Annotated in this window: 14 protein-coding genes; 7 read left to right on the forward strand and 7 right to left on the reverse strand. The window is 69.8% G+C overall.

Features of this window, described 5'->3' with window-relative positions; translation table 11 throughout:
- Positions 1–206: 206 nt before the first annotated feature.
- A complete protein-coding gene (locus tag BLQ50_RS02270; protein ID WP_093180880.1) occupies positions 207–1,040 on the reverse strand; it encodes an ABC transporter permease in 834 nt (277 codons plus the stop codon).
- Entirely contained in the window at positions 1,037–2,056 is a 1,020-nt protein-coding gene (locus BLQ50_RS02275) for an ATP-binding cassette domain-containing protein (protein WP_093180881.1), read from the reverse strand. Before BLQ50_RS02275 ends, BLQ50_RS02270 begins: the two co-directional genes overlap by 4 nt.
- Before the next feature lie 148 nt (positions 2,057–2,204).
- Here BLQ50_RS02275 and BLQ50_RS02280 point away from each other — a divergent pair, with 148 nt between their 5' ends.
- From BLQ50_RS02280 to BLQ50_RS02305, 6 genes are all read left to right on the forward strand, one after another.
- Complete coding sequence (locus BLQ50_RS02280; protein WP_093180883.1) at positions 2,205–2,555, forward strand: metallopeptidase family protein; 351 nt, start codon at positions 2,205–2,207, stop codon at positions 2,553–2,555.
- A gap of 60 nt (positions 2,556–2,615) precedes the next feature.
- Complete coding sequence (locus BLQ50_RS02285; protein ID WP_093180885.1) at positions 2,616–3,599, forward strand: asparaginase domain-containing protein; 984 nt, start codon at positions 2,616–2,618, stop codon at positions 3,597–3,599.
- 154 nt (positions 3,600–3,753) lie between these two features.
- Positions 3,754–4,539 carry an acetoin reductase gene (locus BLQ50_RS02290; RefSeq protein WP_093180886.1) on the forward strand — a complete coding sequence of 262 codons (786 nt, stop codon included), beginning with the start codon at positions 3,754–3,756 and terminating at the stop codon, positions 4,537–4,539.
- Between the two features lie 108 nt (positions 4,540–4,647).
- The gene (locus tag BLQ50_RS02295; protein ID WP_093180888.1) at positions 4,648–5,697 is read left to right on the forward strand and encodes a helix-turn-helix transcriptional regulator; all 1,050 of its coding nucleotides are present in this window, start codon (positions 4,648–4,650) and stop codon (positions 5,695–5,697) included.
- 42 nt (positions 5,698–5,739) lie between these two features.
- The gene (locus BLQ50_RS02300; protein WP_245700838.1) at positions 5,740–6,573 is read left to right on the forward strand and encodes an oxidoreductase; all 834 of its coding nucleotides are present in this window, start codon (positions 5,740–5,742) and stop codon (positions 6,571–6,573) included.
- A gap of 57 nt (positions 6,574–6,630) precedes the next feature.
- The gene (locus tag BLQ50_RS02305) at positions 6,631–7,743 is read left to right on the forward strand and encodes an alkene reductase (protein WP_217629075.1); all 1,113 of its coding nucleotides are present in this window, start codon (positions 6,631–6,633) and stop codon (positions 7,741–7,743) included.
- 4 nt (positions 7,744–7,747) lie between these two features.
- On the opposite strand, the gene BLQ50_RS19270 is transcribed toward BLQ50_RS02305, so the two are convergent.
- Genes BLQ50_RS19270 through BLQ50_RS02335 form a run of 5 tightly spaced genes read right to left on the reverse strand, consistent with a single transcriptional unit; the run spans position 7,748 to position 11,787 of the window.
- Positions 7,748–9,184, reverse strand: coding sequence for an LLM class flavin-dependent oxidoreductase (locus BLQ50_RS19270; protein ID WP_217629076.1), 1,437 nt, complete (start codon positions 9,182–9,184; stop codon positions 7,748–7,750).
- A gap of 4 nt (positions 9,185–9,188) precedes the next feature.
- Positions 9,189–10,148, reverse strand: coding sequence for a nucleotidyl transferase AbiEii/AbiGii toxin family protein (locus tag BLQ50_RS02320; protein ID WP_139185689.1), 960 nt, complete (start codon positions 10,146–10,148; stop codon positions 9,189–9,191).
- Positions 10,132–10,695 (reverse strand): type IV toxin-antitoxin system AbiEi family antitoxin domain-containing protein, encoded by a 564-nt coding sequence (locus tag BLQ50_RS02325; protein ID WP_093180895.1) that lies wholly within the window; start codon positions 10,693–10,695, stop codon positions 10,132–10,134. The genes BLQ50_RS02320 and BLQ50_RS02325 overlap by 17 nt, the downstream gene beginning before the upstream one ends.
- A 53-nt stretch (positions 10,696–10,748) precedes the next feature.
- Positions 10,749–11,177 (reverse strand): arsenate-mycothiol transferase ArsC, encoded by a 429-nt coding sequence (locus BLQ50_RS02330; protein ID WP_093180897.1) that lies wholly within the window; start codon positions 11,175–11,177, stop codon positions 10,749–10,751.
- A gap of 34 nt (positions 11,178–11,211) precedes the next feature.
- The gene (locus BLQ50_RS02335; protein WP_093180898.1) at positions 11,212–11,787 is read right to left on the reverse strand and encodes a TetR/AcrR family transcriptional regulator; all 576 of its coding nucleotides are present in this window, start codon (positions 11,785–11,787) and stop codon (positions 11,212–11,214) included.
- A gap of 130 nt (positions 11,788–11,917) precedes the next feature.
- Here BLQ50_RS02335 and BLQ50_RS02340 point away from each other — a divergent pair, with 130 nt between their 5' ends.
- A complete protein-coding gene (locus BLQ50_RS02340) occupies positions 11,918–13,342 on the forward strand; it encodes an MFS transporter (RefSeq protein WP_217629077.1) in 1,425 nt (474 codons plus the stop codon).
- Positions 13,343–13,351: the final 9 nt, after the last annotated feature.

Consider the following 13,351-nt stretch of genomic DNA (forward strand, 5'->3'; position numbering starts at 1 on the left):
CCGTGTCGACATTGGTCAAGATCGACCCCGACCTGCGGCAGATGAGGGGACCTTCGTCCCGCGCGTCAGAACGGGGCGTGCTCTTGACGACGGTGCGTGCGGTTGAACGCACGTTCCGTCGTCAGGAGCACGCCTCGTATGGGATCGGGCGCGCGGATCGGCCGACAGTGCCAGTATCAGCGCCCCGTCTGGCGGCCAGGTTCCGCTCAGTCCGCGCTGCGGCGCATCATCCGGATGCCGACCGCGAGGCCGAGGACGGCCGTCCCGAGGGCCGCGAGGATTCCCCACAGGACATCCGGGTTGGTGAGGTCACCGCCGAACAGCGCCCGCTCGGCGTCGACCATGTAGGTCAGCGGGTTGAACTTCGAGGCGACCTGCATCCAGTGCGGGCCGGTCTCGAGCGGGAGCAGCATCCCGGACAGGATCATGACCGGGAAGATGAAGGTCTGTTGCACCACCCAGAACATCCAGTCCTGCTTGCGGACGGCGATGGCGAGCGCGTAGCTGAGCGAGCCGAGTCCGACACCGAAGATCGCGAGGATCACGAGCCCGCCGGCGGCGCCGACGGGGTAGAGCGTGAAGCCGAAGGGCAGCATGACGACGACGATGAGCACCGCCTGCCAGCTGAGCGGCACCATCTCCTTCAGCGCCCGTCCCACGAGCAGCGACGGGCGGGACAGCGGAGTGACCATCATCCGTTCGTGCGCGCCGGTCTGGAAGTCGAAGAGCAGGTTCGAGCCGGTCATCGACGTGCCGAAGAGCGCGGTCATTACGAGGATCGACGGCACGAACCACTGCCAGACGCTCTCCCCGAGCGCGCCCTCGGCCGCGCCGCCCAGGGAGCCCACGAGGAGCGGACCGAAGAGCGCGAGGAAGATGATCGGCTGGATGAGTCCAAACATGATCGAGAACGGGTCGCGCAGCAGCGGGCGCAGCTCGCGGTGCAGGACGATGAGGATGTCGCGGGCCAGGTTGCGGGGGCCGGTCGAGGCGACCTCGCCCTGACGGGACGGGGCGAGGGTGCTGGTCGTGGTGGTCATGCTGCGTCCTTGTCTGTGGCGGCGTCTGGCGACGCGGGATCGGTCTCGGCGGCGGCGCTCGACTCGCGCAGGCTGCGCCCGGTGAGCCCGAGGAAAACATCGTCCAGGGTGGGGCGGTGGAGCTCGGCCGCGGTCACGGTGAAGCCGGCCGCGTCGACGGCACGGAGCAGCCTGGGCAGGGTGTGGGGTCCCTGGTCGACGCGCACGGTGAGGTGACCGGGGGAGTCGGTGGTCACCTCCCGGACGTGCTCCACCCGGGAGACGACCTGCTCGAGGTGGGCACCGGCGTCGGGCATCGGCGCGACGGACAGGACGACGCGGTCGCCGGCGAGGTTGTTCTTGAGGTTCTCGGCGGTGTCGTCGGCGATGATCTCGCCGTGGTCGACGACGACCACCCGCTCGGCCATCGAGTCGGCCTCGTCCAGGTAGTGCGTGGTGAGCATGATCGTCATCTCGTGCTCGACCCGCATGCGCAGGATGTGCTCCCAGAGGTTGGCCCGGTTCTGCGGGTCGAGGCCGGTCGACGGCTCGTCGAGGAAGAGCAGCGAGGGCGCGTGGACCAGGCCCATCGCGACGTCGAGGCGACGGCGCTGGCCGCCGGAGAGGTCGGAGACCTTGCGCTTGGCGAGCGGCACGAGGTCGAGGGCCGCGAGCAGCTCGTCGGCCCGGCGCGCGGCGGACCGGCGGTCGAGCCCGTAGATGACGCCCTGGGTGTACATCTCGTCGCGCACGAGCTGGGTGTGCCCCGCGCCATTGCCCTGGCCGACGTAGCCGATGCGGCGACGAACCTGGCTCGGGTCGGTCGCGACGTCGTACCCGGCGACCCGCGCGGTGCCGGAGGTGGGGTGGATGAGGGAGGTGAGCATGCGCATCGTGGTGGTCTTGCCCGCGCCGTTGGGGCCGAGCACCGCGACGAGCTCTCCGGGCTCGACGGTGAGGTTGATGCCTTTGACCGCGTGCACCGTCTCTGTGCGGCTCACCACGAAATCTTTGGTGAGGGCAGTGGTGTGGATCATGAGGGTCTCCGGGGGGTCGTTCCGTCAGGGACTTGCGTGAACAGTTCCCACACTTCCAGGGGTAGAGGACAGTTCCTGTCCGCTTCCGTGGCCACTTGTGTCCCGACCTGCTGAGGCCGCCTCTGCGGGCAGGTGACACCATGGCGAGATGGTCGAGATCAGCGATGCGGCATTCGAGGAGATCGTCGCGCAGGAGTACCGGGCGATCCCCGAGGAGATGTTCGGTGACCTCGACAACGTCGCCGTGATGATCGAGAATCAGCCGCCGGGCCAGCGCCCGCGGCTCTACGGGCTCTACACCGGGCACCCGCTGACCAAGCGCGGTGTGTACGGTTACGGCGAGCTGCCGGACCGGATCACGCTGTTCCAGAACACCATCGCCGAGCACAGCGCGGATCTCGACGACCTGAGGGCACGGGTCCGCACGACCCTCGTCCACGAGATCGGGCACTACTTCGGCATGGACGACAAGCGCCTGCGGGAGCTCGGCTGGGCGTGATCCCCCGAGGCGCCATCCAGGACCGCACGCACCACCCGCACCGACCGACGAGGACCGCCCATGACCACGATCGCCCTGATCACCCTCGGCGGCACCATCAGCTCGGAGTCGACCGGCGCAGGCCTCGGTGTGGTCCCGGTGACCGGCGCGGACCTGATGTGCCACGAGATCCAGGCCTGGGTTCCGGAGACGAACCTGATCGCGCACGAGTTCCGGCTCCTGCCCTCTGCCTCGATCACCCTCGCCGACCTGCTCGAGCTGCACGCTTTCGTGGCGGCCCTACCGGGTGACGTCGACGCGGTAGTCGTCTCCCAGGGGACCGACACGATCGAGGAGACGGCCTTCGTGCTCGACGTGCTGGGCACAGCCGCGCGGATCCCGGTCGTGGTCACCGGCGCGATGCGCAACCGGGCGAGCGCGGGCGCCGACGGTCCGGCCAACCTCGTCGCGGCCGTCCTCGTGGCTGCCAGTCCCGACGCCCGAGGTATGGGCGTGCTCGTGCAGTTCGCCGACGTCGTGCACGCGGCTCGTTGGGTGCGCAAGGCGAGCACCTTCCACGTCGATGCCTTCAGCTCCGACCCGCTCGGCCCGGTCGGCCTGGTCAGCGAGGGCCGCGCGCATGTCGAGCTCGTCCCGCGGACGCGGCCCGTGCTCGCCGCGCCCGCCCACGCCGGCGCGCGCATCGCCCACGTGAGCGCGGGCGTCTCCGACGACCTCGCCCTGCTACCGGCCCTCGCCGCCGCAGGGTACGACGGCGTGGTCCTCGCCGGGGTGGGTGGAGGGCATGTGGCGGCCGACGCCGTCAGGCAGGTCGCGCTCGCGGCGGCCGTTCTCCCGATCGTGCTGTGCAGCCGGATCGGGTCCGGGCCGTCGCCGACCGCCACATACGGGTACCCGGGCGGGGAGATCGACCTCCTCGCGCGCGGGCTCATCCCCGGCCGGATGCTCTCCCCGGTCAAGGCGCGCCTGCTGTTGGCGCTGCTGCTGGGGTCGGGCCTGCGCGGAGACGCGCTGCGCGCGGCCTTCGACGTCCACGCCCGGTAGTCGCGGCGTCGGGCATCTCCGCTGGCGTCCCAGGGCAACGGTGACATGATCGAAGACGGTGCCGTGTGCGCCTCACGACGACCCGCGCGCTGTGCAGCGCACGGCATCTTGCGCCCTAGATCAGGGCGCCGATCGCCGATGCAAGGAGTCGAAGATGTCTGTTGAAGGAAAAGTTGCTCTGGTCACCGGTGCCAGCCAGGGTATCGGGCGGGGCATCGCGCTGCGCCTGGCCCAGGACGGGTTTGACGTCGCGCTCGCAGACCTGGACTTCCAGGAGGACAAGGGCCTGGCCGTGGCCCAGGAGATCCACGATCTCGGGCGCAAGGCCATCTTCGTCGTCGCAGACGTGTCGAGCCGGGCGGACGTCTTCGCGGCGGTCGACCAGGCCGCCGACTCCCTCGGCGGCTTCGACGTGCTCGTCAACAACGCCGGCATCGCACAGGTGAAGCCCTTCCTCGAGATCACCGAGGAGGAGCTGGACAAGATCTTCAAGATCAACGTCAACTCGGTCGTGTGGGGAGTCCAGGCCGCCGCCGCGAAGTTCGCCGAGTTAGGCCACGGCGGGAAGATCGTCTCCGCCGCCTCGATCGCCGCGATCAAGGGCTTCCCGATCCTCGGCGCCTACTCCGCGACCAAGTTCGCGGTCCGCGGCCTCATCCAGGCCGCCGCCCAGGAGCTCGCCCCCCTCGGGATCACGGTCAACGGCTACGCCCCCGGGATCGTGGGCACGGGCATGTGGGACCTCATCGACGCCGAGCTGAGCAAGATCAACGGCAAGCCGATCGGGCAGAACCTCAAGGAGAACGTCGACTCGATCGCCCTCGGTCGGATCGAGACACCGGAGGACGTAGCCAAGGTGGCGTCCTTCCTCGCCGGGCCGGACTCCGACTACGTCACCGGCCAGGTCCTCCTCGTCGACGGTGGGATGCTCTACAACTGAGACACGCACCGGGCCCGGGCGGGTGCGCTCGGCGGGACCCGGTTCAGTTCGTCACACGCGACGAAGATCCGGACAGGATCTGACCGCTTCTCGTGACACGCTGGGCTCATGGCTGACACCGCCGGCAGGCTCCTCACCTTGCTCTCGCTGCTCCAGGCGCGGCGCGACTGGCCTGGCGACGCCCTCGCCGGCCGTCTGGGCGTCAGCCCCCGCACCGTGCGCCGCGACGTCGACCGCCTCCGCGAGCTCGGCTACCCCGTCCGTGCGACCAAGGGTCCCGACGGCGGCTACCGCCTCGACGCCGGTTCCGAGCTGCCGCCGCTGCTCTTCGACGACGAGCAGGCGATCGCGGTGGCCGTCGCTCTCCAGACGACCTCCTCGACGGTGGCCGGAATCGACGAGGCAGCCGCCCGGGCGCTGGCCACCGTGCGCCAGGTGATGCCCGCCCGGCTGCGCGGGCGGATCGACGCGTTGCAGGTCACGAGCGTGGAGCCGGTGCGCTCGGTCGCGCCTCGGGTGGATACCAGTCGGCTCGTCGAGATCGGGTCCGCGATCCAGGCGCGCCAGGTGCTGCGCTTCGACTACGACGGCGGCTCGGACGCGGAGGGCGCCCCGCGCTCACCGAGCGCCGCCGGCGCCTCGCCGGCCACGCAGCTCCGGGCGCCGCGACGTACCGAGCCGCACCACCTCGTGACCTGGGGTGGGCGCTGGTACGTGCTCGGCTGGGACCTCGACCGCGAGGACTGGCGCACCTACCGGGTCGACCGGCTCACCCCGCGGGTCCCGTCGGGGCCGCGGTTCACCCGACGCGCGCTCCCCGCCCCCGACGTCGCGACGTACATCGCGGAGCGGTTCGCCATGCCCCGGTGGCCCTGCCAGGGCGAGGCGATCCTCGCCGCCCCGGCCTCCGTCGTCGGGCAGTGGGTGGGTGCTCACGGGGTGGTCGAGGCCCTCGGGCCGGACCGCTGCCGGGTGCACGGGACGTCGTGGTCCTGGGGCGGGCTCGCGGCCTGGTTCGGGATCTTCGACGTGGACCTGGAGATCGTCGGCCCGTCCGAGCTCGTCGAGGCTGCGGTCGTGCTCGCCCGGCGGTATGCCCGCGCGGCGCTTCCCAGCAACCTGACCGCCCGGACCGACGTTGCGCCGGAGGGCGCCTGAGGTTGGCGGGTCCGCGCGATCGACCAGGCGCAGACTGTCCCCATGACATCCCACGCTGGCATGGTTGCCCTGGTCACCGGTGCGTCGTCGGGCATCGGTGAGGAGACGGCACTGCTGCTCCACGACGCCGGGTACACCGTCTACGCAGTTGCCCGGCGCACCGAGCGGATGGTGGGCCTCGCCGCCCGCGGCATCCGCACCTTCGCGATGGACCTGACCGACGACGCGACGATCACCGCGGGCATCGAGCGCGTCCTGGCCGAGGCCGGGCGAATCGACCTGCTCGTCAACAACGCCGGCTACGGGTCCTTCGGATCGGTCGAGGACGTCCCGCTGGGCGAGGCCCGGCGCCAGTTCGAGGTGAACGTCTTCGGCCTGGCCCGGCTCATCCAGCTCGTCACTCCCGGCATGCGCGAACGCCGCCGGGGGCGGATCGTCAACATCTCCTCGATCGGCGGCAAGATCTACGAGCCGCTTGGCGGCTGGTACCACGCGACGAAGTTCGCCGTCGAGGGCCTGAGCGACTGCTTGCGGATCGAGCTCAAGGGTTTCGGGATCGGTGTGGTGATCGTTGAACCCGGCCCGATCCTCACGGAGTGGAACGCGATCGCCCGCGAGAGCATGCTCGCCTCCTCCAAAGGCACGCCGTACGAAGGCCAGGCCCGGTCGGTCGCGCGTACGCTCACGGCGGCGGACGACCCGCGCACCGGGACCCGGCCGGACGCCGTCGCGCAGGTGATCCTGCGAGCGGCGACGGTGCGGCGCCCCCGCGCCCGGTACGCCGCGGGCAAGGGGGCGGCCGCGATCCTGACGGCCCGCAGGGTGCTCCCGGACTGGGCCTTCGACCTCGTCATCGGGCGGATCTTCCTCCGCTGAGAGCGGAGTCCCGACGGGCGCGGAATATCGCCACGGCACCGGCAGGTTGGAGCGAGCATGCCCACTCTCGATCGGAAGGCCTCACCCGTGGACCTGTTCTCTCCGCTCTCCCTCGGCGACCTGCACCTCGCCAACCGCATCACGATGGCCCCGCTCACGCGGACCCGCTCGAGCGACGACGGCGTCCCCGGCGACCTCGTCGTGGAGTACTACACCCAGCGCGCCAGCCTGGGCATGATCGTCACCGAGGGCACCTTCCCGGTCCAGGAGGCCAAGGCGTACCCCGGGCAGCCAGGGATCGAGACCGAGGAGCAGATCGCCGGCTGGCGAAAGGTCACCGACTCCGTGCACGCCGCGGGCGGGGTCATCGTCCTGCAGCTCATGCACTCCGGACGGGTCAGCCACCCGCTCATCACCGGGACCGACCGGATCGTCGCACCGAGCGCCGTCGCGATCATCGGCGAGGTTCACACGCCCGAGGGCAAGACGGACTACCCGGTTCCGCACGCCCTCACCCTCGACGAGCTCGAGTCGACGAAGGTGGCCCTGGTCGCCGCGGCCCGCAACGCGATCCGCGCCGGCTTCGACGGCGTCGAGATCCACGGCGCGAACGGGTACCTCCTGCACGAGTTCCTCTCGCCTGTCTCGAACGTGCGCGAGGACAGGTACGGCGGCAGCCCCGAGAACCGCACGCGCTACGTCGTCGAGGTGACCCGGGCGGTCAGCGAGGCCATCGGAGCCGGCCGCACCGGCATCCGGATCTCGCCTGCGCACAACATCCAGGACGTGTGGGAGAAGGACTCGGGCGACGTCCGCGCCACCTACACCGCTCTTCTCGACGGGATCGGCGGGCTGGGACTGGCCTACCTGAGCATCCTGCACGCCGACCTCGGCGGGGAGCTGGTCCAGGACCTGCGTGCGTCCTTCGACGGCAAGGTCATCGCGAACTCCGGCTTCAGCGCGGTGACCACCCGCGCGGAGGCGATCGCCCTCCTCGAGGATGCTCACGCCGACGCCGTAGCAGTCGGCCGCCTCGTTATCGCGAACCCCGACCTGGCGGAGCGCTGGGCCCAGGAGGCTCCCGAGAACGAACCCGACGCGGCGACGTTCTACGGGCCGGGCGCGCCGGGCTACACCGACTACCCGACGCTGGTCGCGGCCGGGGCCTGACTGCTCAGTCCTGCGCGCGGCCGATCAGCGGGAACACGTCCTCGGCGAAGCGCCGGTAGCTCTCCACGGGCTCGTCGGCCCCGGCCACCAGGACGATCGTGTCGGCGCCCGCGGCGGTCCAGTCGAGGATCGCTCGGGCGCCCTCGGCGGGGGTCCCGCCGACGGTGAGCGACTGCAGGATGGCATCGGTCAGCTCGCCGCTGCCGTCGGCGCCCAGGCCGGCGATCTCGGTCAGGCGGTCGAAGACCCGGAAGTCGATGAGGCGCTGCATCCGCGCGCGCAGCTGGGCGAGCGCCTTCTCGCGGTCATCGCCCAGGCTCGTCATGGCGAACAGGACGGTTGTGGCGGCCGGGCCGCTCGCGCCCATCTCTTCGCGGGCCCAGCGAACGGCGCCAGGTGAGGCGATCTCGGGGAGCACCACGCCGTCGGAGCTACGGCCGGTGATCGCCAGCCCGGTGGGGCCGGTCGTGCCGAGCAGGATCGGGGGGACCTGCGCGGGCGGGAAGCCGAGCCGGACGCCGTCGAGCTGGACATGGTGTCCATCGACCGTGACGGACTCCCCGTCGAGCAGGGCGCGCAACGCCGTCGTGGTCTCTTCGAGGGCGGTGAACCGCCGCGATGTGCCCGCGCCGATCTGGTCCATCCACGACGGGATCCCGTGGCCCAGTGCGATGGTCAGGCGGCCGGGCGCGATCCGGGCCAGCGCTGCGATCTCCATGGCCGCCGTCGCGACGTTGCGGGTCACCGCCGGCAACAGGCCGATCCCGACATGGACCCGCTCGGTGCAGGCCAGTGCGGTCGCGGCCATCGCGATGCCCCCGGCCCACGGCAGGTCCTCGCTGAACCAGATCTCGTCGAAGCCGGCCGCCTCGGCCCAGCGGGCGAAGTCGGGGAGTTCTTCGGGTGCCCAGTCGGGCTCGAAGCGCACGCCGATGCGCGGCGCGCGGGTGGTGGCGCCGTCGGGAAGGACTGCCTCGATCGCGGCGACCAGCGCGGGGTCCTCGGGGGTGACCCCCGAGCGGAAGCGGGTTACCTGTCCGCCGGGGGAGACGAGGAACTTCTCGAAGTTCCAGCCGACGTCCCCGGCCGTGCCTTCGGCGTCGGGCACCTGGGTGAGGTGGGAGTAGAGCGGGTGGCGGCCCGGCCCGTTGACGTCGATCTTGTCGAACATCGGGAAGGTCACCCCGTAGTTGCGCTGGCAGAACTCACCGATCTCCTCGGCGGTGCCCGGCTCCTGCGCCATGAACTGGTTGGACGGGAAGCCCAGCACGACCAGGCCGCGCTCGCGGTACGTCGTGTAGAGCTCCTCGAGGCCGGCGTACTGCGGGGTGAGCCCGCACCGCGAGGCCGTGTTGACGATGAGCAGCGCCTTGCCGGCGTAGTCGGAGAGCGCGGCGTCGGCGCCGGCAAGGGTGCGCAGGGTGATGTCCGGGAGCGTCATGGGATCAGCCTAGGGGCGGTCCACCTGTGTGAGCGGCAGCGTCGATCTCCGCTAGCCATTTGTTCAGTTCGGCGACGGCTTCCCCTAGCGTGGGCGTGACGTCGGTGCCCCGGGCAGCGCGGGCGTAGTCGATGGTCCAGTGCTCATGGGCGAGCGCGGTGCACGGCCAAGTGCGCTCTGGATTTCCCAGTTCGCGGGCCTCAGCGGCACGGGCGCTGAATATGTCGACGACGGCCTTGCGGACGCCTGCGGGGTCATCGCCGATCCCGTCGAGGCCGCGCAATAGCAGCAGGTCGACGACGTCACGTGCGCGGTCGTTCTTCGATGCCGGCGGGTTGTGCGGGTCCGTGCATGCGTGGATCTTCTGCGCGACCTGATAGCGCATGGTCAGCCCGGCGAGCGTCTGGGGACCGTCGAGGCCGAAGGGGGCAAGTGTCGGTGGTGTCACGAGTTCGGATTCGCGGCCGGCATGGCCCTCGTCAGGCGCTATCTCGACCTGGACTTTGCGCCATGTCTTGCCTTTGAGTTCGACGATGACGTTGAACCGCCGGGGCTTGATGACCTTGAAAGGCGTGTCGATGGTCTCGACGCCGGTTCGTCGAACAGTGAGCGGTCCCCAAGGCTCGGTCAGTACATCGTCGAGACAGATGATGAATTCGTCGATGTCGCCGCGAACCAGTCCATCGACGTCTTTGGTGGCTCGGGAGGAGAGGCCGAGGCGGTGCTGCAGCAGAGTTCCGCCCTTGAGAAGGAAACGTGGATGGCCCGTTGAGTCCAAGGTGCGTTGAAGCACCGCGACGACCACGGTCGAGGCGACGAGCCAGGCGAGGCGCTCGGCCGGATCGCCCATCTTGGCTGCCGCCTGGTTGATCCAGTCCGAGAGGATGCGCGTTGACGCAGGTTCCTTGTCCCTTGGTGTGAGTCCAGACAAATATCGTGATCCGTCATCAGTGGCGTCGTTCACGTCGCTCCAGAACTTGTCGGAGATTGTCCGCTACGGGCGCGGTGAGGCGTCCGGTGCCAAGCGCCTGATCGATGGCTTGCCGCAATAGGTATGTCGGGGTCCCGTAGTCGATGCACTGGGCGATCGCTGTCGCTGGATCCACGGTCGGGATCTGCTCGGCCCAGCCGATCTGGCGTTGCAGGAGGTCTTCGTGGTGCACCTGGTATCGGTCGCCGCCGCGGCGCCTGATCCGGTGCTTGCGAGGAATGGTCACGTGGATGCGGTCGGGGATCAGATCGCTGAGCTCGTAGAGCGCAAGTGCCGTCTCGTGAGAGAGGCAAGCGGTATCGACACCGGTCCACAGCACAGCAAGGTGTAGTTCGTCGTGCTCGGTCGGTGGTACGACTGGGTCGCGATAGACACCGTGGGCAGAGCGTTCGAGCGCGCCCCGGGTGACCAGCATGTCAAGTGCGGCCGGGGAGGCTCCGTTTCGCAGAGCTTCGGAGCGACGGATGTAGCCGTGGTTCTCGAACGCCTCCTCGCGAAGGCGATCTCGGGTCGTGGTCATGTCAATAGTCTATCGGAAACGATAGTATTTTGACACGCATCCGCAACGGACCGTCAGCCTAGGGGCGGTCCCGCGCGGAGCTGCGCGGCAAGTGTGTCGACGCGGCGGGCGATGTCGTCTCGCACGAGGCGCATCCGCTCCATCCCCTCGATGCCGCGCGCGGAGGGCTCGTCGGTCTCCCACGTCTCGAACCGCGGTCCCGGAACCGGCTCGACGTGGGCTTCGCTGCCCAGTGTCACGACGACGTCGACCCGGGCCAGCAGGGCGGCGTCGATCGGTTGCGGGTGCTCGCCGCGGATGTCGACGCCGATCTCGAGCAGCGACTCGACCGACTGGGCATTGAGGGCCCCGCCTGGGGAGGTCCCGGCGGAGTGCGCCTCGACGAGGCCGCCCGCCGCGGCGCGCATGAGACCGGCGGCCATCTGTGACTTGCCGCCGTTCTTGACGCAGACGAACAGGACGCTGGGGCGTGGGGAGGTCATGGCTGAAGTCTGCCAGCACGCCCGGGGGGACCTGCTAGAGGGCCGACCATCCCGAGGTCAAGAGGTCGAAGATCGCGTCGAGGGACTCGCGCGGGTTGGGGTCCATGCCAGCGATGTCGGGGATCTCCAGGACGTAGCGGGCCAGGGCGCGCGTGGCGGCTCCCGGGGCTTCCTGGTTCGCCTCCGCGGCGATCGCTGCGGCCAGGGCGTCCTCGCTCGCGACCCACAGGCGCCGTTGATAGCCGCGCAGGGCGGGGGTGGCCACGATCAGTTCCCGCTTGCCCTGGAGGTCCGCGGGCAGGTCGCCGGCGAACGGGCCGCGCCCCGCCATGTATGCGTGGAGCGCCTCGAGCACCGGTGTGCCGTCCGGTCGATCGCGGACGGCTTCCACCAGGGCATCGCGCCGTTCGGTCCCGTCGTCGAAGATCAACGCCTCCTTGCCGTCCGGGACGTGCTTGAACAGCGTGGCCAGCGAAACCTCCGCGGCGTCGGCGATCTGGGCGACCGTCACGCCGTCGTACCCGCGCTGGAGGAAGAGCTTCAATGCGGCGTCGGCCAGGGCCTGCCGCGTTCGTGCCTTCTTTCGCTCACGCAGTCCGGTCGTTTCCATGTCCCTATGCTAGCCGCTTTTGTAGACCGACTACTAAATCAGAGTGACTATCTTTTTAGAGTGACTACGCATATGGTGGTGGACGGGCCCCGCTCGGGCAGCCCGCGGCCGCCGTGGAAGGACAGAGATCATGACAACAACCGAACCGCAGGTGGCCGCGAGGACCGCCTCCGCCCGAGCGATGTGGGCGATCCTGGCGCTGGTGCTCCTGGCCGACGCCCTCGACATGATCGACTCCACGGTCACCAACATCGCCGCCCCGACCATCGTCGCCGACCTGGGCGGAGGTGAAGGGCTGATCAAGTGGCTGGGAACGGCATACATGCTCGCCATGGGCGTCCTGCTCGTGGTCGGGGGCCGGCTTGGCGACAAGTTCGGCCAACGTCGGCTCTTCCTCGTGGGGATGACCGGCTTCACCCTCGCCTCGGCGGTGGCCGGGCTGTCGCCCGATCCTGCCCTGCTGGTCGCCGCCCGGGCGGCGCAGGGTGCTTTTGGTGCGCTGATGCTGCCTCAGGGCATGGCCATCATGACCAGGACCTTCTCGAGGGACATGCTGTCCAAGGCGTTCGGGTTCTTCGGCCCGCTCCTGGGTGTGGCTACTGTCGGCGGCCCGGTGCTCGCCGGGTTCATCATCGACGCCGATCTGTTCGGGCTGACTTGGCGCCCGATCTTCCTGGTCAACGTGATCCTGGGCGTGATCGGCCTCGCCGTCGCCGTCCGGATCCTCCCCCACGACCAGGGCGACCGCTCGACCGTCGTCGACGGCTGGGGATCAGGCCTGCTCGCGGGCACGATGTTCGGGCTCCTGTACGGGCTGATCGAAGGCTCCACCAACGGATGGGGCCCACTGGCAGTCGGGGCGGTCGTCGCCGGCGTCGTGTTCTTCGTCGGATTCGCCTACCGTCAGCGCACCGCCCCCGACCCCTTGATCAAGCCCTCCCTGCTGCGCAACCGTGGATTCACCTCCGGCATGCTCGTCGGACTGGTCGTGTTCGCGGCCCTCACCGGCCTGGTCTACGTGCTGTCGCTGTTCATGCAGACCGGGCTGGACGCGAGTGCCCGCGAGGCTTCCTTGGCGCTGCTGCCGCTCACGCTGGGCATCATCGCCTCCGCCTTCGCCGCGATGGGCGGACTCGTCGCCAAGCTCGGCCGCACCCTGATCTTTCTTGGGCTGGCCGCGGTCCTGCTCGGCGCGGCCTGGGTCTTCGCCCTGGTCGTAGCATCGGGCACCGACGTCGGCCTCTGGTCCCTCACACCCGCCCTGTTTGTCATCGGCCTCGGGATGGGGTGCTGCTTCAGTGCGATCTTCGACGTCGCCCTCGGCGACATCGATCCCGACGAGGCCGGCAGCGCCAGCGGTTCTCTCAGTGCGGTCCAGCAGCTCGCGGCGGGCATCGGCTCCGCGGCCGTGACCTCGATCTTCTTCCAGACCGCCAGCGGCGGCATGGACCACGCCATGCGCGTCACGCTCCTGGTCGTCGTGGCCCTGATCGCGATCGCCGTCCCCGTCGTCACGCTCATGCCCCGCAAGGCGCCCCAGGAGACGCATCACTGACATGACCGG

Source organism: Sanguibacter gelidistatuariae (assembly GCF_900096585.1).
Classification (GTDB): domain Bacteria; phylum Actinomycetota; class Actinomycetes; order Actinomycetales; family Cellulomonadaceae; genus Sanguibacter; species Sanguibacter gelidistatuariae.

Excerpts from the sequence above, each read along its gene's own strand:
- BLQ50_RS02270 (WP_093180880.1), bottom strand. The coding sequence starts at position 1,040 with ATGACCACCACGACCAGCACCCTCGCCCCGTCCCGTCAGGGCGAGGTC.
- BLQ50_RS02275 (WP_093180881.1), bottom strand. The coding sequence starts at position 2,056 with ATGATCCACACCACTGCCCTCACCAAAGATTTCGTGGTGAGCCGCACA.
- BLQ50_RS02280 (WP_093180883.1), top strand. The coding sequence starts at position 2,205 with ATGGTCGAGATCAGCGATGCGGCATTCGAGGAGATCGTCGCGCAGGAG.
- BLQ50_RS02285 (WP_093180885.1), top strand. The coding sequence starts at position 2,616 with ATGACCACGATCGCCCTGATCACCCTCGGCGGCACCATCAGCTCGGAG.
- BLQ50_RS02290 (WP_093180886.1), top strand. The coding sequence starts at position 3,754 with ATGTCTGTTGAAGGAAAAGTTGCTCTGGTCACCGGTGCCAGCCAGGGT.
- BLQ50_RS02295 (WP_093180888.1), top strand. The coding sequence starts at position 4,648 with ATGGCTGACACCGCCGGCAGGCTCCTCACCTTGCTCTCGCTGCTCCAG.
- BLQ50_RS02300 (WP_245700838.1), top strand. The coding sequence starts at position 5,740 with ATGACATCCCACGCTGGCATGGTTGCCCTGGTCACCGGTGCGTCGTCG.
- BLQ50_RS02305 (WP_217629075.1), top strand. The coding sequence starts at position 6,631 with ATGCCCACTCTCGATCGGAAGGCCTCACCCGTGGACCTGTTCTCTCCG.
- BLQ50_RS19270 (WP_217629076.1), bottom strand. The coding sequence starts at position 9,184 with ATGACGCTCCCGGACATCACCCTGCGCACCCTTGCCGGCGCCGACGCC.
- BLQ50_RS02325 (WP_093180895.1), bottom strand. The coding sequence starts at position 10,695 with ATGACCACGACCCGAGATCGCCTTCGCGAGGAGGCGTTCGAGAACCAC.
- BLQ50_RS02330 (WP_093180897.1), bottom strand. The coding sequence starts at position 11,177 with ATGACCTCCCCACGCCCCAGCGTCCTGTTCGTCTGCGTCAAGAACGGC.
- BLQ50_RS02335 (WP_093180898.1), bottom strand. The coding sequence starts at position 11,787 with ATGGAAACGACCGGACTGCGTGAGCGAAAGAAGGCACGAACGCGGCAG.
- BLQ50_RS02340 (WP_217629077.1), top strand. The coding sequence starts at position 11,918 with ATGACAACAACCGAACCGCAGGTGGCCGCGAGGACCGCCTCCGCCCGA.